Below are 16,592 nucleotides of genomic sequence, written 5' to 3'. Positions count from 1 at the left end.
CTCATCTCTAACCCGACTGAATACCATCGTGGATAACGCTCTGCCGCTTAGTCTGATAAACCCGTATCGGTCGGTCAATACCTTTAAAACGGTACTCTCCCATCGGAAACAAATCTTTCGGTTGACTGAGCAAAGAATAGCTGGCTTCACTCACGACACATTCACCGGGGGGACAAATTCCTTCCATCCGCGAGGCAAGATTAATCGTAGCGCCTAAGACGGTATAGTCTACTCTCTGAGAGCTGCCCACATCTCCAACCACCGCTTTACCGCTGTTAATCGCTATCCGCAATTGCAGCGGTTGTTGAAAGAACTTACGAGCATTCAGACGCTCCAGACGTTCCAGCATTCCCCAAGCAGCGGCAAAAGCCCGGTCGGCATGATCCGGCTGGGGTTCTGGAGCGCCAAAAAATGCCATAATGCAATCTCCAATAAATTTATCTAGCGTTCCTCTGGCGGCAAAAACTTCTTTGAGCATCTCCTCAAAGAAACTATTGAGCAAATCGGCAATTTCTGTCGGAGTTAAACGTTCCGAAAGCGCAGTAAAGCCAACAATATCGGCAAAAAGAATGCTGATTTCGCCTTCTGTGGGGGTAAGACGACCGCCTTCTAATCCTCCTACATTCATAATATGCTGCACAACTGAAGGAGAGTGATAGCGTTCTAATCGGTGTCGAATGTTGGCTTCGCTTCTGAGTTTCTCTGCTAACAGCCAACGTTGCACCGCCGACGCCACCAAATTCGCTAAAGCTGAAAAAAAGCTGAGGTCTTCATCTCCTCCTTTGTTCCAATGGGTAAAAGAAAGATGGGCATCGGCATAAAGAACGCCGACTACCTGATTTTCATCCCACAGAGGAACCGCTAGAGCGCTACGAATGCCTTTTGCTAAAATACTATGTTCGCCTTCAAACCGTTCATCCATTTGGGCATCAGCGGTTTTAATGGCGACTTTATCCGTAAATACTTTTTGACAAATGGTGCGGCTAATCCAACTGCCATCTGCGGCGAGATTTTCCTGCTGAGAAATATCTCTCGCTGCTGCTTGAAGTAATTCAAGTTCCCCCGAACAATCGACATCAATCAACAATGCCAACCGATCGATACTAATGAGATCGCGGAAAACAATTTCTTGTATCTGCTGGAAAATTGCTTCGATCGATTCGGCAGAATTCAGACATCTAGCGATATCAACCAAGTCTTTCAGCCGAGCGATCGCTTTGTGGGGATTCGCAATATTACTCCCTTCATCATCCGCTTGTATCCATTGCTGTTGCAGTTCTTTGGCATTGCGAAGAATCGTCACTTCTTCGGGGATCGGATCTGCATTGATGGGATTGAGTTGAGTTTTTTGTTGAGGAGAACTAGCTAAAAGAATGTGGATGAAAACATGACCCATCTGAATAACATCCCCATGATTCACTCTTTGGGGCGCTGCTAGCAGACGGTCATTTAACCGCGTTCCGTTTGTGCTATGCATATCTTCGACTACCCACACGCCATCCGGTGTATTTAACAACCGGGCATGACAGCGGGAAATTTCAAAATAAGGCAAGTACAGATCGCATTCTGGCAAACGACCAATAATAAATTCCTCTTTATCCACCGTGACGGTGCTTTCAGCATTTTCCTCAACTTGTAGGCGCAGCTTGAGTTCAGCCATGACTCTAAACCTCCTTGAACCAAGGCGAACAAGGCTTGCTAAAACTCCTGGACAAAGCAATAGTCAAAGAAAGCACCCACAAATATATGCGTTTTCCCGGCAATTACTGCCACCATCTTAACTCTGACGAAATCCTTCGACAGATGATACGCTGTGTTGCCATAGGTCGCAACGACCGGGAAATCGCACCCAGCTCCTTTTCGGTTAACCTTCTGCTCAACCTCTTGCCACCTCTGGCTAACCCACCCCGATACGGGGAAGGTGAGGAATAAATTTTTTGGGCTGGTGAGGAGAAGCGATAAACTCCTCGATTTCGTCGTCGAGAAAGGGTTTGGCTTGGTCTTAGCCGAAAACTCAAAATCCGCCCTTTAGCTCCACTAAAACTCAGAGGGGAGCCAGCACTTTAATGCCGCTTGGTTTGATAAACGCTGACAGGTCGGTCAATCCCTTTGAAATGGTGTTCTCCTACCGTCTGCAAGTCTTGGGATCGCTTCAGCAATGAATACGTGGCTTCACTGACGACACATTCACCAGGGGGGCAGATTCCTTCCATGCGGGAGGCTAAATTAATCGTTGCTCCTAAAGCGGTATAGTCTACTCTTTGAGAGCTACCGACATCTCCAATCACGGCTCTGCCACTATTGATAGCAACCCGAATTTGCAGCGGTTCGCGCCAGACTCGAGCGGCATTTAATTTCTCTAGACGAGTCAGCATTCCCTTGGCGGCAGCGAAAGCTCGGTCGGCATGATCCGGTTGAGGTTCCGGAGCGCCAAAAAATGCCATGATGCAGTCTCCAATATACTTGTCTAACGTTCCTCCAGCGGTAAAAACCTCCTGTAGCATTTCCTCGAAGAAATCATTGAGTAATTGGGCAATTTCTGTAGGACTCAACCGTTCCGAAAGGGCGGTGAAGCCAACAATATCGGCAAAGAGAATGCTGATATCAACCTCAGCAGGCGTGAGACGACCGTTGTCTAAGGCCCCTAAGGTCATAATGTGCTGTACAACGGCAGGGGAGTGATAGCGCTCTAGTCGAGTCCGAATGGTTTCTTCGTTTCTCAGTTTCCGTGTTAACAGCCAACGTTGGACTGCGGATGCGACCAGATTCGCTAAAGCCGAAAAAAAGCTGAGGTCTTCCTCGCCTCCTTTCGTCCAATGGCTAGAGGAAAGATGAGCATCGGCATAAAGAACACCGACTACTTTATTTTCATCCCAAAGCGGGACGGCGATCGCGCTCTTGATCCCTTTGACTAAAATGCTCTGTTGCCCCTCAAACCGTTTATCCATCTGGGCATCAGCGGTTTGAATTGCGACTTTCTCGGCAAATACCTTTTGACAAATGGTGCGGCTAATCCAACTGCCATTTGCCGTTAGATTCTGTTGTTCCAAAATATCTCTAGCGGCGGCATTCAGCAATTCTAGTTTGCCGGAACCCTCTACATCGATTAACAATGCCAAGCGCTCAATGCTTTGAAGTTCGCGGAAAACGACTTCCTGCACCTGGTAGAAAATTGCTTCGATCGATTCAGCTGCGCTCAAATTCTTGGCGATATTCACCAAATCTTTGAGACGAGCGATCGCTTTTTCCTTATTGCTAACTACGTCTAGCGTCCCTTCCGCTTGTATCCACTGCTGTTGCAGCTCTTGAACATTGCGAAAGATGGTGGTTCCTTGAGCCACGGGTTCCACCAGCTGTGTTAGATGGGGTTGAGCAGGATGGCTCAAAAGAATATTCAGGCTAATATCCCCCAGCCAAAGAATATCGCCGTGATTTACCTGTTGAGGCGAGATGACAGGGCGTTCATTCAATCGCGTTCCGTTTTTGCTGCCCATATCCTCAATTGTCCACGCCCCAGAAGGCGTTTTCAAAAAGCGGGCATGACACCGGGAAATTCCCTCGAAAGGCAAATGCAAGTTGCATTCTGGCAAACGACCGATCGTAAATTCATCCCGATTCACCGTAATCGTTCTTTCTGTATCTCCCTCTCGTAGACGCAGATTGAGTTCAGCCATGACTCCTATCCCTTTTTGAAGCGAAGCGAACGAGGCGTGCAAAAACTCAGCAAAGTAAGGGGCTTTTGATTGGTTTCCCTCACTTCCCCTCAAGGTTATGGCATTCTCAAAGGCATTTATGCAACCCTGCCCAAGCTACACGCTTAGGGCAGCTTAATCGGCAAATCGTTTGAGTTTTAGCGTTAATGCCTCTGCGCCCTTCAGCCTTATCTTATATAAATGGGGGGTCATACCCCTCATTCCTTGAACAACAGTATCATAGTATTCGCTGGTTCCCGATGTCAGGTCGAGGTTTTAGCGAGACCGTCGAAGCATTGACAACTGGGCACCAGAGAAGACGCGAAAGTGCGGTTTTCATACGCAGTCAATCAAGAGTGCGGCGGGAGAGAGCGATTCCCTGAAAGGGGGTAGCTCTTTCATCAGATATGCAATCCGTGCATATCTGATGAAACATCCGGAAAACACTGCTTCCTTTTTGGAAAAACTCAATTATGTTATACGGTTTACCTCAGCTCAGGGCAGCGACACCATGATAGGCATATTACTAGACCAGCGCTACCAGGTGATCCAGGCGCTAGGCCAAGGTGGATTTGGTCATACTTACATTGCCCAAGACACTCGCCGACCTGGGAACCCTACCTGCGTTGTTAAACACCTCAAACCCGCGACTAGCAATCCCGAATTTTTACAAACAGCGAGACGCCTGTTTAATAGCGAAGCCGAAACTCTGGAAAAGTTGGGGAACCACGACCAAATTCCCCGGCTGTTAGCTTACTTTGAGGAGCAGGAAGAGTTTTACTTAGTGCAGGAATTTATCGACGGACAGCCTCTAAGTGTAGAACTGCCACCAGGACAGCAGTGGAGCGAAAGTCAGGTGATTCAACTGCTGTCTGAAGTATTATCTATTCTGGAATTTGTACACGAGAACGGGGTGATTCATCGGGATCTCAAACCGGATAATTTAATTCGCCGTTCTTCCGATAAGAAGTTAGTTTTGGTAGATTTTGGTGCCGTCAAACAGGTGCAGATGCAATCCGTCATCGCTCAAGAAGGGATGAATGAGACGGTTGCGATTGGTACCCCAGGCTATATGCCTAGCGAACAGGGACAAGGCAGACCCCGCCCTAGCAGCGATCTGTACGCACTGGGCATGATTGGTATCCAAGCCTTGACCGGGCTGAATCCCAGGCAATTAGCAGAAGATCCCGACAGCGGGGAGATTCTCTGGCGGCACTTGGCTCAAGTTAGCGATGGGTTAGCCGCTGTCCTGAGTCAAATGGTACGCCACTACTTCAAATTCCGCTATCAGTCAGCAACCGAGGCATTGCGATCGCTTGCTTCCCTAACCAATCCGAATTCCCCGGCAGCGATCGCCGCAGTCTTGGGACAGAAGGTGCGCGGTTACTGGAAAGACGGTTCTGTGTCGGCAAATAAGGCACTGCGCTCGCTCCAAGAACGCACCAATCCCCACGTCTCGCCCAATAACGCCCCTGCTCCTATTTCCACCCCGGCGATCGCGCCCCCTACGGACAATACCGTAACCATTGCTACAGGCAATTCATCGGAAAAGACAGTGGATTCTCCGGCTAGCGTCGTAGATGAAGCAACGCCTCCAACCGCACCCGCCACGCAGAACACGGTGACAATTGCTCCTGGAAATCCCGCCCCAGCTCCGATTAGTTCGTCGTCCAGCCTGGATTCTGGACTTAAATCTCCTAACAAATTGCCGCTGTTAATTGGAGCAAGCACTGCTATCTTTGTCATTGCAATTGGGGTAATTTTTGCAAGTCGTCAAGTCCCGTCCTCTCCTGAAACGGCTAAAAATCAAATTACTGCGCCAGCTAAAAATGAAGTGAAAAACACTTGTGTTGTTGTTCTTAGTTCATCCAATGTCCGCTCTGTGGATGGACGAAAGAAAACAGGGGATGTTGTGAAAGCAGGAACCAAAGTCTCTGTTACTGGAAAAGAAGAAGGTGGCTGGATAGAAATTAACTCTCCAGTCTCCGGTTGGATTTGGAAGGGTCGGACAAAAAATACCTGTCCTTCTAAATAGGAATAGTTCTTACTCCAAGACATTTAATTGTCCGGAGCTTTTGCTATTCAGACTGGCGGCAATTCTAGGGGAATCGCACCTAATAAACCCGTGCGAAAATCATTTAATAGCTGTCGTGCTGTGCGCTCTACATCGCCTTTATGACGTTCATCTGCCACAGCTTGTAGATATTCGTCGCCTGCGAACGAAGTGGGATCTACTCCGTAGCGAGACTGTAAAGACTTCAATAGAAATAAATCGGCATCGGGGGCGTTGAGCGTTTTGAGCAAATCGACTAACGCAGATGCCACTCGTTGATTGTCGTAAGACGCCTCACCAATATCATCACAAATCGCTAACTTTAAAGCAGCAGGCTGATTTTCTAACTTGGAAGGCAAAACGCCAGGGGCATCTAAAAGTTCAATCTCATCGGAAATGCGTATCCAGCGTAGCTGGCGCGTTACACCAGCACGACGGGCGCTTTCTACCACTCGCTTTCCTAATAAACGATTAATTAGCGCCGATTTGCCCACATTAGGAAACCCAATCGCAACGGCACGGACTGGACGAGGAAGCATCCCGCGATCGCTTCTTCGTTGATTCATCTCTACACCCGCTGCCTGCGCCGCCTGTGCCACTGCTGCAACACCCTTCCCATGCTGGGCATCTGTGAAGTATGGCGTTTCCCCCCGATCCCTAAACCACTCAGTCCACAGTTGCCGGACTGCGGGAGAAATCATATCCGTGCGGTTAAGTACCAATACCTTTGCCTTGCCGCCTATCCACTCTGGCACGCGGGGATGGTGCGTAGAGATGGGAATTCGGGCGTCTCGCACTTCTAACACCACATCCACACGCTTGAGCTGTTCTTTAAGCGCTTTCTCAGCCTTGGCAATGTGTCCGGGATACCACTGAATTGAAGGAGTCGTCATAAGATTTTAGATTTTAGATTTTAGATTTTAGATTTTAGATTGAATCTAAAATCCAAAATCCAAAATCTAAACTTTGACTAAGGAACAATCAATACCGGACAAGGAGATAAATTAATTACCCGGTTCGTGACGCTGTCAGTCATGCCTTCTTCAGTCAAACCCAGCCCTCGACAGCCCATCACAATTAAATCGGCGTCAATTTCGTCAGCAACATCGCAGATGGTAAAAGCTGGTTTGCCTTGACGCTCAATCGTTTGAGACTGGATGCCTTGATCGGCAAATAGATTTTGAGCTGTTTTGAGCAGTTCGGCGACTGCTTCTGGCGATGTCATTGCAGCATCTGAATTGAGCGGCGACACCTCTGGCTCTGGGCTGGGTTCTTCTACCACCGAAAGCAAAATTAATTTACTACCATACTTTTGCACAACATTCACAACGACATCAGCCGCTTCGCGCGCTTCTCGACTTTGATCGACAGGAAACAGAACAGTCTTGAACATGGCACGCTCCTGTAGAAACCCCAACTCTTGTAAAATGTGGACGGCTAGAGAGCTAGAAATAACCTTACCCCTGCATTTGGTTTGGTCTATCTAGCTTTTGAGGGAAAAGGGCAAACGACCAGTGACACGCGGTTGCTAGTGAAGAGTATAAAAAGACGCAATTAGGAGGTTTACGCTGTGTCCAAGAAAACTGTAGCAAATTTATCGGCATCCGATTTATCCGGCAAAAGGGTACTGGTACGGGCGGATTTTAATGTACCGCTGGACAATGGCAACATTACTGACGATACTCGCATTCGGGCAGCTCTGCCGACAATTCAGGATTTAACTTCCAAAGGCGCTAAGGTAATTCTGTCTAGTCACTTTGGGCGTCCCAAAGGTGTCGATGATAAATACCGCCTGACGCCGGTGGCAAAGCGCCTGTCTGAATTGCTGGGTAAAGAAGTTGTCAAGACTGACGACTGTATCGGTGATGATGTCGCTGCCAAGGTGGGGGCGATGCAAGATGGCGACGTGCTGCTGCTGGAAAATGTCCGCTTCTACCCGGAAGAAGAGAAGAATGACCCAGAATTCGCTAAAAAACTGGCTTCAGTTGCCGATTTATATGTGAATGATGCGTTTGGAACAGCTCACCGCGCTCATGCTTCTACAGAAGGTGTAACCAAGTATCTCAGCCCATCGGTGGCGGGGTACTTGATTGAAAAGGAACTCCAGTATCTGCAAAGCGCGATTGAAAGTCCTCAGCGTCCTTTGGCAGCAATTATCGGGGGTTCCAAGGTTTCTAGCAAGATTGGCGTCATCGAAACGCTGCTGGATAAGTGCGATAAGCTGATCCTGGGCGGCGGCATGATTTTTACCTTCTACAAGGCTCGTGGGCTAAGTGTCGGGAAGTCGCTGGTGGAAGAAGATAAGTTAGAACTGGCGAAGTCTTTGGAAGCGAAGGCGAAAGAGCGTGGTGTTCAACTGCTATTGCCGACAGATGTCGTCGTTGCAGATAATTTTGCTGCTGATGCCAACGCTCAAACGGTTAGCATTGACGCCATTCCCGATGGTTGGATGGGTTTGGATATTGGTCCTGACTCGGTGAAATTCTTCCAGGAATCGCTTGCTGATTGCAAGACGGTAATCTGGAATGGTCCGATGGGAGTATTCGAGTTTCCGCAATTTGCCAAGGGAACGGAAGCGATCGCGCGGACTCTTGCCGATCTCACTAAGAGCGGGACGACTACCATTATCGGCGGTGGCGACTCGGTGGCAGCCGTGGAACAGTTGAACTTGGGCGAACAAATGAGCCACATCTCGACTGGCGGTGGCGCTAGTCTGGAGTTGCTGGAAGGGAAGGAACTTCCTGGTATTGCGGCGTTGAATGATGCCTAAGTTCTAAGAGTAAACAAATAAAATTCTTGTAGAGACGCGATTAATCGCGTCTCTACGCTTTTTGGGGTATATTGCTTCGCTGTCGTCCTCAACAGAGCGATCGCGTTTGTTGGGAAAGAGAGGGCGATCGCTTGTATTCAGTATTAAGTGAAATAGAGTGGACACCTGACGGGGTGGTAGCGAAACGGTAGCGCTTAGAGCGATCGCTAGCTAAATTGGAGTACATACGGCGCTAAGGAACCAAGGGCGAGATGCTGCAAGCACAGCAGGTATTGCAAGGGCGTTATCAACTTCAAGCGAAATTAGGACAAAATGCTGGGCGTCAAACCTGGCTAGCAACTGACATTGAGGCATCACCGCCACAACAAGTCATCGTCAAACTGCTAGCCTTCAGCCCCCAGATGCAGTGGGACGAATTCAAGCTATTTGAGCGCGAAGCGCAAGTTCTGAAAAATCTCGATTACCCCAAAATTCCCCAATATCGAGATTATTTTTCTCTCGATAAGCAGATTGGCGCTGGTTTGTGCTGGTTTGGATTGGTGCAAGAATACATTCCTGGTGCCTCCCTGCAAGAATTATTGAAACAGGGCAAACGCTTTACCGAAGCCCAGGTGCGGCAGATTGCCACCGAGGTGCTGAATATTCTTATCTATCTGCACGAGTTAAGCCCGCCGTTGCTGCACCGCGACATCAAGCCTAGCAACTTGATTTGGGGAGAAGATGAACAAATTTATCTGGTGGATTTCGGCGCAGTTCAAGATTCAGCCGTGGCGGAGGGAGTCACCTTCACTGTGGTGGGAACGACTGGCTATGCGCCGCTAGAGCAATTTTGGGGAAAGGCAGTTCCGGCATCCGACTTGTATGCGCTGGGGGCAACTTTGATCCATTTGTTAACCGGCATCGCCCCGGCAGATTTGCCTCAAAAGAATCTACGGATTCACTTTAGCGACAAGGTTAGCCTTAACTCCAATTTTGTACGGTGGATTGAAGCGATCGCAGAACCCGATTTAGAGCAACGATATCGCACCGCCCGTCAAGCACTGGAGGATCTCAAAGCCAATCGTTCTCTCAACGCCCTCCTGCAACAAATCCGTCAGCCTGCTGGCAGTCGCGTTCAGCTTTGGAAGTCTTCTACTCAGTTAAAAATTAAAATTCCTGGGCGGGGAATCTTGCTAGTTAAAGACATTCTCGCCTTTACAGGGAAATTGATGCTAGTAGCGACCTCCATAATCGCTCTATTTTTGCTGGGTTTGGTGCTGTTATCGCTGGCTTTCTCAATATTTTATATGCTCCTCTCCCTGTTGTCATCGCTTCCTACGATGTTTTTGTTCATTTTCTCCATTCTATTAACACTTATTTTGGGTCGGCTATGGATGAGCCTACACAATGAATTGTGGAAAATTCCCGCCGATTTGAAATGGCCCATACTCAACTATTGGGGAGATTATTGCATCGAATTCTATCAAGATAACTTTGTAATTAAAAGGGAATTGTTTGGGTTGAAATATCTTAGCCATCGGGGGAAAGTTTCTAGCATCAAAAATGTTGAAGCAATTCCTTTAGAAGGAGTCACTCTCGAAACTGGATTGCTGAAATACTGTTTCGCTCAGAACCTGACTGAACCTGAATGTAACTGGATAGCTCGACAGATCCAAGACTGGCTGAGATAGGAGCGAATGACCAAGAACCATCCCAAACTAGGTATTCGTAATCTTTCAATCCTTCAATTAGCAACTAACTAAGTAAAATTATCATGCTGCAAGCAGAAAAGATATTACAGGGGCATTATCACCTCACACAACAACTGGGACAAAATGCAGGGCGTCAAACCTGGCTGGCAGAAGATTTAGAAGCAGAACCCAGCGAATCGGTAATTGTCAAATTGCTAGCTTTCAGCCCTCAAATGCAGTGGGAGGAACTCAAGCTGTTTGAACGGGAAGCTCAAGTTTTGAAAAACTTAAACCATCCCAGAATTCCGACCTATCAAGATTATTTTTCTCTCGATGAACAGGCAGGCGGCGGCTTACCTTGGTTTGGATTAGTGCAAGATTACATTCCCGGCAATTCCCTGCGTCAGCTATTAGATCAAGGCAAAAAATTTACACCAGAGCAGGTACGCTATGTTGCCACGGACATCCTAGAAATTCTAATTTATCTGCACGAATTAAGTCCACCTGTATTACATCGAGACATTAAACCTAGCAACATAATTTTGGGGGAAGATCGGCAGTTTTATTTGGTTGATTTTGGTGCGGTTCAAGACCGTGCAAAGGCAGAAGGTGTCACCTTTACTGTGGTGGGAACCAGTGGCTATGCGCCACCAGAACAGTTGTGGGGACGTGCAGTTCCATCATCCGACCTTTACGCACTAGGAGCCACCCTAATCCACTTGTTAACTGGAACGCCGCCTTCTGAGTTACCGCAGCATCAGATGCGGATTCAATTTACCGATAAAGTTCGCCTCAATCCTCATTTCAGCAGTTGGATTGAGAAGCTTATAGAGCCAGCTCCAGAAAAACGATTTACCACGGCGCGCGAGGCACTTGAAGCTCTGCAACAAGTGGAAAATTTTAAAAGCTCCAATAGCGAAACAGAGGCTCCGTCAAAGGGCAATTCGGTTCGTTATGGTCGTTTAGTCCTTTTAACTGTGCTGCCATTATTTACTTTTATGGCTCTCATCGCGGCTATTGCTCTGCCAAGTTTTTTTAACAAACGGGCAATCATTGAAAAATCAGAAGCAAGACAATCTGTTGGGGCGATGAATCGGGGTCAGCAAGCTTATTTTATAGAAAAGAATGACTTTTCTGATTCGGTTGAAAAACTAGGGGTTGGCGTTGAAAATAAGAAAGGAAATTACGAATATGCAACTCGTATGGTGGCGAGTAAAGCTGCATTTAACTACGCAATACCCCATCGTAATAACAAAAGCTATGTTGGAGGTGTGTTTATAGTACCTGCAAAATCCTCAGATGCTGTTAAGGGCAAGATGAAAACAATAGCAATTTTGTGTGAATCTAATGCTGTTGGTGCTACCAAACTACCAGAGCCAATTTATAACAATGGCAAACCAGCCTGTCCTGCGGGCACACTAGAGATACCAAAAGAGCAGATAGGAAGGTAGATAAGGGCGCTGTGACAAGATAAAAAACCGAATTATCAGTATACGTGAAGGCAAATACTAAGTTTCTAAATCCCTCATCTCAGCTTTCTACGGAAAATAACGAATAATGCTGCAAGCCGAACAGATATTACAGGGGCGTTATCAACTCAAACAAAGATTGGGACAAAATGCGGGACGACAAACTTGGTTAGCGACGGATATTGAAACTGAAGAAAAAAATTTAGTCGTTGTCAAACTCCTCGCATTTGGCGGCGAGGTACAGTGGGACGATCTCAAACTGTTTGAGCGAGAAGCACAAATCCTTAAGCAGTTGAATCATCCCCGAATTCCTAAATATGGGGATGATTTTTGTATCGATGAGCGATCGCTCTGGTTCGGGTTAGTCCAAGAACACATCCCCGGTACCTCTCTGAAGGAATTACTCGTACAAGGGAAAAAGTTCACTGAAAAGGAAGTCCGTAAGATTGCCTCGGAAATTCTGAATATTCTGATTTATCTACACGAGCTGAGTCCCCCAGTCCTACACCGAGACATCAAACCGAGCAATTTAATTTGGGGTGATGACGACAAGGTATATTTGGTTGATTTTGGAGCGGTGCAAGATAAAGCCGCGAAAGAGGGAGCTACCTTTACTGTCGTCGGAACTTACGGCTATGCGCCGATGGAACAATTTGGCGGAAGGTCTGTTCCAGCTTCAGACTTGTATTCCCTGGGAGCTACTTTAATTCATTTGTTGACAGGTACGGCACCGGCAGATTTGCCTTCTCGGAACTTGCGGATTCAATTTTCTGAGCAGGTGAGCATCAGTCCCCCATTCATTAGCTGGATTCAAAAGTTAACAGAACCAGCTCCAGAGGAACGGTTCGCGGGTGCAAAATCTGCCCTGAAAGCGCTTAAAGAAGGAACAAGGATTAAAACTTCAACGGGTATCCAACCTTCAAAGCAACCAACCCTGGTCAATAATTCTGGGCAAGGCGGTTTATTGGATGAGACAGTACCAGTACCCGATGAAATCAAAGGTTGGAATTGGGGCGCATTTCTGATGCCTTATCTATGGCCTTTGAGCAATCATGTTTGGATTGGACTTTTAGCCTGGATACCGAGTATCGGTTGGTTGATGGGGTTCGCCCTCGGTTCTAAGGGCAATGAATGGGCTTGGAAAAGTAAAAAATGGCGGAGTATTGAACAATTCAAAGCCCATCAAAGAGGCTGGGCGATCGCGGGATTATTTATCGGGATACCGATGGCTTGGGCATATATCTGGATACTCACCCTTTTTCTCCATGCCCTCTAAAAACCTCGCCAAGATCGCGTGGTTAGCTGAGTGCATAATCAGGGTTCAAAGGAATTGAAGCATTGACTAAGGACAATAACGGGCCAGTTTGCTCCTGTCCATTGGTCGCCAAATCGCTATGGCACAGATAAATTCGCTCCCCCACTCGCCCCAGTAAATCCAGCAAAATCCGCCGCAGTCTTTGCTCATCTGCTTCTTGGGTATCTTCTTCGGTTAGCGCCTCTCCCGACCAATCCTTGAGAAACAAAGGGGCACCGTAGAGAGTGGCAGCACCGCCTTTTGACCAGAGGTGCGAACCGGCATCCAGCCAAAATTGCCATCGGTGGAACCGACGAGCCGCCCGATATTGGAAGATGGTTGCCAAAGTCACGGCGTGACGGTCAAGACCGAGGGGGCGCACGGGATAAGGGTTCGCGGTGACAGTACCGCGACGCAACAAGCAGATAAACCGATCGATCGTGGTGTAATCTGGGGTTTCAATGCGATCGCTCTGCCGCAGCCGTCCATCGACTTCCCAGTAGTGTTGGGCGGTTTCCATCAGTTCGCGTAAGGCGGCTAGCTGGTCGTAGGGGAGATTGCTGCCTTTCCACAAAAACTGCTGAATTGCCCGGTCAAGCAAGGCGACGCAGTTGGGAATCAGACGCTGTTCCAGCTGACCTCGTTGCACTTCTAGCCACTGCAAAATTTCTTCATAAGCAGCACAGGCTGAGTGCCCTAGCCGATCCCAGCGGGGGAAATACGTCACCGGCAGCAACCGGGGTTGCTCTGGATCGGGGGAATAGCAGTAATCGGCTAATAAACCCGCCCTGACTGGGTCAATCTTGAAGGATGAAGGATGAACGATCGGGGATGAATGGGTGCTACCTCCTGACTCCGGACTCCTGAATCCGGACTCCTGACTCAGTACTACCAGCATTTCCGCAACGGCATCCCGGTCTACCAGCCGCCCCAAGCCTGGATAAACGAGTGCCAGCAGCGTCAGCAGCGCCCGGATCGTCGGGGAAGCATTCAGGGGACGCTGTTCGCTCAAGGTTTGGACGGGGATATCCTGGCTGCTGAGGATTTCGATTAAGGTATAGCGAGCGATCGCATCCAAACCAGGGGCAATCACTGCCACTTCCTGAGGTTGCACCTGCCCACTGTGTATCGCCTTTGCGATCGCCAAAGCGGTTTCTCGCAACAACTGAGCGCGGGATGTGGTTTGAATCAACTGTACCGAATCTGGTAAGGTCAACAGAAACATGGGATCGCTCACCGCTTCCACCACCGGCTTTCCGTAAAGTGCCGCCACACTGCTCGGTTCCTGGCTCAAAGTTTCTACCTGACAGCGCCACTCCAGACTGGCTAGATAATTTGGATCGGCGTTCAAACCGAGTCGTACTGCCCCATCCGGATTATAGGTAAAGGCTCCGGCTGCTCCTTTATCTAAAAGGAAGTTGAATAGATCGCAGGCGATCGCTGGATAATCATCCACATTATCCGCCAGTACTCCCTGATACCGGCGAATCAAGTGCTGCTGATAAGCTTCGTCTGGCAGCAGATAACGCCAATAAAGTTCGCAAATAATCCCATAGGTCAGCAATCCCCGGTCTAAACACCATTGCCGCCAATCAATCAGCAATTTTCCGATTTTCTCCCAGTCGGGACGATCCACCACCGGATCGTCGTCCCTGGCAAACCCTTGTTGATCTGCAAAACCTTGTTCGAGAAGACTGGGAATTTCTTCAATAGGTCGTCCTGCGATCGCGCACAGCTGCAACAAGTCCAGAACGCGACGCACCGAACGAGACTCGCTCACCCCCAAAAACTGAAGGCTACCATTATCCAACTCCGGACGCCACAACCGGGTGGCTAACTCCTGCTCAGTTTCTGGGCGCAGTCTAACTGGAAATTGTGCCCTAAGATTCAACCGCTGAATCAATAAAGGCCAAAATAAGATCGCCTCGTCCTGAAAGAAACCCAAAGGCGTTTTAGATTGAATCGGATACCGCCCCTGTGTTGCTGTAGCCAAGCGGTCAGCTAATTCGCTCCGATTATCATCATTAGCCGCAAAGACTAAAATTGTCGGTGCCTGCTCCCGCCTTCCCGCCTTCCGACGCCAACCTCGCGGTTGAGATCCCCGTTCAACCCACTGGCAAAACAGGTTTACAAGGCGAGTTGTCTTTCCACTGCGAGTCGGCCCGACGATCCAGATGGTCTGCGATTGCGTTAACATTGCTAAACGCTGAGTGATACTTGTGTAATCGTTCGGTTTCTATTATGAAACTATCTTTCTTGTCACAGCTCCAATCTTACTTAGGAACTGCCAACCAGTGGTTCTCAGAAACTCCTGAGAGAGCCTTGGATCGCGCATATAAGGCAGCCTTAATGATTAAGGCTTTGGAAGATGAACATTTTGACGGAAAAAAAATCTCCCCCGATGGTCAAAAATACCGTGAAAATGCCATGTCTTTTTTTGAAACGAAACTTAAAAAATATTTAAAAACGGCTAAATTTGGGCTAGCAGAGTTTCAGGCCAGCACTTCAGTAGTGACTCGTTCTAATCCAGATGTAACAAGAAAAACAAGGACGACTGGAGCGGCAAATTTTAGAACAGAAGATTTTGAACCTCAAGATAAACAATCCATAACTTTAGAAAAGCTTAAATTTATTGATGATGTTTTATCTAAATACAAGCCTGAAAAAAATCGTTCCTCATCAGCCTTAGTCCCTGTTCCTAAATCTAAATCTGTAGAAGTAAATTTGAGGAAGGTTGACCGGATTGAAGCGAAGAATCTAGTCAATCAGCCAACTTTGTTTTCTACAGACGACCGAGTGGCTGATGAGGCAGAAACAATGACTGACACAACCAGTTTTGTGCCTCGCTCAATCTTGAGTACGCTAGATCGACTCAAGAGAAACTTTGACCCGAATTCAGAAGAAGAAGTTGTTCAAAGTTTTCGTACTTCTCAAACGAAAACCATTGTTTCTATTCGGTTTATTTTAGTTTTAATTTTAGTTCCTCTATTAACTCAACAAGTAAGTAAAACTTTCTTCGTCGGCCCTCTTGTCGATCGCTTCCGGGAGCCAAACAAAACTGAGATTTTCCTGAATGTCGATCTAGAAGAAGAGGCTTTTCAGGAATTGCAAAGATTTGAAGAATTACTAAAATTCAAAAACTTAATGGGTATAGCTCCTCAATTATCTAAGGAGGAAATGGAAGAAGAAGTTAAAGAGAAGGCATTAAAAATTGGGGAGGAATATAGTCACCGAAGTGCCAACGCTATCAAAAATGTTTTTGCCGACCTAATTGCAGCGGGATCTCTTTACCTATTACTACTTAATAGCCAAAAAGAAATTGCAGTTTTCAAAGCTTTTATAGATGACGTAGTTTATGGTCTCAGTGACAGTGCTAAAGCTTTTATTATTATCTTGTTCACTGACATCTTTGTAGGATTTCACTCTCCTCACGGCTGGGAAGTCATTCTGGAAGGAACGGCAAGGCATTTAGGCTTACCAGAAAACAGAGATTTTAACTTTCTATTTATTGCTACATTTCCCGTCATTTTGGACACGATATTTAAGTATTGGATTTTCCGCTACTTAAACCGAATCTCTCCGTCAGCCGTTGCTACTTATCGGAATATGAATGAATGAATAATTAAAAATGCAAACTTAAAGAT

General features: G+C 47.5%; 12 protein-coding genes. 6 read left to right on the top strand and 6 right to left on the bottom strand.

Annotation, left to right across the window (positions count from 1 at the left end; translation table 11 throughout):
* Positions 1-7: 7 nt before the first annotated feature.
* Complete coding sequence (locus NDI44_RS16955) at positions 8-1,660, bottom strand: adenylate/guanylate cyclase domain-containing protein (RefSeq protein WP_190414384.1); 1,653 nt, start codon at positions 1,658-1,660, stop codon at positions 8-10.
* Positions 1,661-2,063: 403 nt separating this feature from the next.
* Positions 2,064-3,674, bottom strand: a complete 1,611-nt coding sequence (locus tag NDI44_RS16950) for an adenylate/guanylate cyclase domain-containing protein (RefSeq protein WP_190414382.1) — start codon at positions 3,672-3,674, stop codon at positions 2,064-2,066.
* 529 nt (positions 3,675-4,203) lie between these two features.
* On the opposite strand from NDI44_RS16950, the gene NDI44_RS16945 reads away from it, so the two are divergent.
* The gene (locus NDI44_RS16945) at positions 4,204-5,727 is read left to right on the top strand and encodes a protein kinase (protein ID WP_190414479.1); all 1,524 of its coding nucleotides are present in this window, start codon (positions 4,204-4,206) and stop codon (positions 5,725-5,727) included.
* 47 nt (positions 5,728-5,774) lie between these two features.
* Here the strand turns inward: NDI44_RS16945 and ylqF are convergent, their stop codons facing one another.
* Both ylqF and NDI44_RS16935 read right to left on the bottom strand, forming a co-directional pair.
* Entirely contained in the window at positions 5,775-6,638 is an 864-nt protein-coding gene (gene ylqF, locus NDI44_RS16940; protein ID WP_190414381.1) for a ribosome biogenesis GTPase YlqF, read from the bottom strand.
* 77 nt (positions 6,639-6,715) lie between these two features.
* The gene (locus NDI44_RS16935; RefSeq protein ID WP_190414380.1) at positions 6,716-7,138 is read right to left on the bottom strand and encodes a universal stress protein; all 423 of its coding nucleotides are present in this window, start codon (positions 7,136-7,138) and stop codon (positions 6,716-6,718) included.
* A gap of 177 nt (positions 7,139-7,315) precedes the next feature.
* On the opposite strand from NDI44_RS16935, the gene NDI44_RS16930 reads away from it, so the two are divergent.
* Positions 7,316-8,515, top strand: a complete 1,200-nt coding sequence (locus NDI44_RS16930; protein ID WP_190414379.1) for a phosphoglycerate kinase — start codon at positions 7,316-7,318, stop codon at positions 8,513-8,515.
* An 88-nt stretch (positions 8,516-8,603) separates the two neighbouring features.
* Here NDI44_RS16930 and NDI44_RS16925 read toward each other — a convergent pair whose 3' ends face one another.
* Positions 8,604-8,741 carry a hypothetical protein gene (locus NDI44_RS16925; RefSeq protein WP_190414378.1) on the bottom strand — a complete coding sequence of 46 codons (138 nt, stop codon included), beginning with the start codon at positions 8,739-8,741 and terminating at the stop codon, positions 8,604-8,606.
* 25 nt (positions 8,742-8,766) lie between these two features.
* Between NDI44_RS16925 and NDI44_RS16920 the strand changes: the two genes are divergently transcribed.
* The 3 genes from NDI44_RS16920 to NDI44_RS16910 all read left to right on the top strand — a co-directional run bounded on the left by NDI44_RS16920 (position 8,767) and on the right by NDI44_RS16910 (position 12,930).
* Positions 8,767-10,185 carry a serine/threonine-protein kinase gene (locus NDI44_RS16920; RefSeq protein ID WP_190414377.1) on the top strand — a complete coding sequence of 473 codons (1,419 nt, stop codon included), beginning with the start codon at positions 8,767-8,769 and terminating at the stop codon, positions 10,183-10,185.
* A gap of 83 nt (positions 10,186-10,268) precedes the next feature.
* Positions 10,269-11,636 (top strand): type IV pilin-like G/H family protein, encoded by a 1,368-nt coding sequence (locus NDI44_RS16915; protein WP_190414376.1) that lies wholly within the window; start codon positions 10,269-10,271, stop codon positions 11,634-11,636.
* 106 nt (positions 11,637-11,742) lie between these two features.
* Complete coding sequence (locus NDI44_RS16910; protein WP_190414375.1) at positions 11,743-12,930, top strand: serine/threonine-protein kinase; 1,188 nt, start codon at positions 11,743-11,745, stop codon at positions 12,928-12,930.
* A gap of 22 nt (positions 12,931-12,952) precedes the next feature.
* Here NDI44_RS16910 and NDI44_RS16905 read toward each other — a convergent pair whose 3' ends face one another.
* Positions 12,953-15,145 carry a recombinase family protein gene (locus NDI44_RS16905; protein WP_190414374.1) on the bottom strand — a complete coding sequence of 731 codons (2,193 nt, stop codon included), beginning with the start codon at positions 15,143-15,145 and terminating at the stop codon, positions 12,953-12,955.
* Between the two features lie 44 nt (positions 15,146-15,189).
* Between NDI44_RS16905 and NDI44_RS16900 the strand changes: the two genes are divergently transcribed.
* On the top strand, positions 15,190-16,566 hold the full coding sequence (locus NDI44_RS16900; protein WP_190414373.1) for a proton extrusion protein PcxA: 1,377 nt from the start codon (positions 15,190-15,192) through the stop codon (positions 16,564-16,566).
* The last annotated feature ends 26 nt before the right edge of the window (positions 16,567-16,592 follow it).

It is taken from the genome of Trichocoleus sp. DQ-A3 (assembly GCF_039961975.1).
Taxonomy (GTDB): domain Bacteria; phylum Cyanobacteriota; class Cyanobacteriia; order Cyanobacteriales; family FACHB-T130; genus FACHB-T130.
The sequence above is the reverse complement of the archived record's forward strand: the minus strand, read 5'-3'. Positions and strand labels throughout refer to the sequence as shown.

What these genes read in the sequence shown, in the direction of transcription:
- NDI44_RS16920 (WP_190414377.1), top strand. Translation starts at nt 8,767, where the DNA reads ATGCTGCAAGCACAGCAGGTATTGCAAGGGCGTTATCAACTTCAAGCG.
- NDI44_RS16935 (WP_190414380.1), bottom strand. Translation starts at nt 7,138, where the DNA reads ATGTTCAAGACTGTTCTGTTTCCTGTCGATCAAAGTCGAGAAGCGCGC.
- ylqF (WP_190414381.1), bottom strand. Translation starts at nt 6,638, where the DNA reads ATGACGACTCCTTCAATTCAGTGGTATCCCGGACACATTGCCAAGGCT.
- NDI44_RS16900 (WP_190414373.1), top strand. Translation starts at nt 15,190, where the DNA reads ATGAAACTATCTTTCTTGTCACAGCTCCAATCTTACTTAGGAACTGCC.
- NDI44_RS16955 (WP_190414384.1), bottom strand. Translation starts at nt 1,660, where the DNA reads ATGGCTGAACTCAAGCTGCGCCTACAAGTTGAGGAAAATGCTGAAAGC.
- NDI44_RS16925 (WP_190414378.1), bottom strand. Translation starts at nt 8,741, where the DNA reads ATGTACTCCAATTTAGCTAGCGATCGCTCTAAGCGCTACCGTTTCGCT.
- NDI44_RS16905 (WP_190414374.1), bottom strand. Translation starts at nt 15,145, where the DNA reads ATGTTAACGCAATCGCAGACCATCTGGATCGTCGGGCCGACTCGCAGT.
- NDI44_RS16915 (WP_190414376.1), top strand. Translation starts at nt 10,269, where the DNA reads ATGCTGCAAGCAGAAAAGATATTACAGGGGCATTATCACCTCACACAA.
- NDI44_RS16945 (WP_190414479.1), top strand. Translation starts at nt 4,204, where the DNA reads ATGATAGGCATATTACTAGACCAGCGCTACCAGGTGATCCAGGCGCTA.
- NDI44_RS16950 (WP_190414382.1), bottom strand. Translation starts at nt 3,674, where the DNA reads ATGGCTGAACTCAATCTGCGTCTACGAGAGGGAGATACAGAAAGAACG.
- NDI44_RS16910 (WP_190414375.1), top strand. Translation starts at nt 11,743, where the DNA reads ATGCTGCAAGCCGAACAGATATTACAGGGGCGTTATCAACTCAAACAA.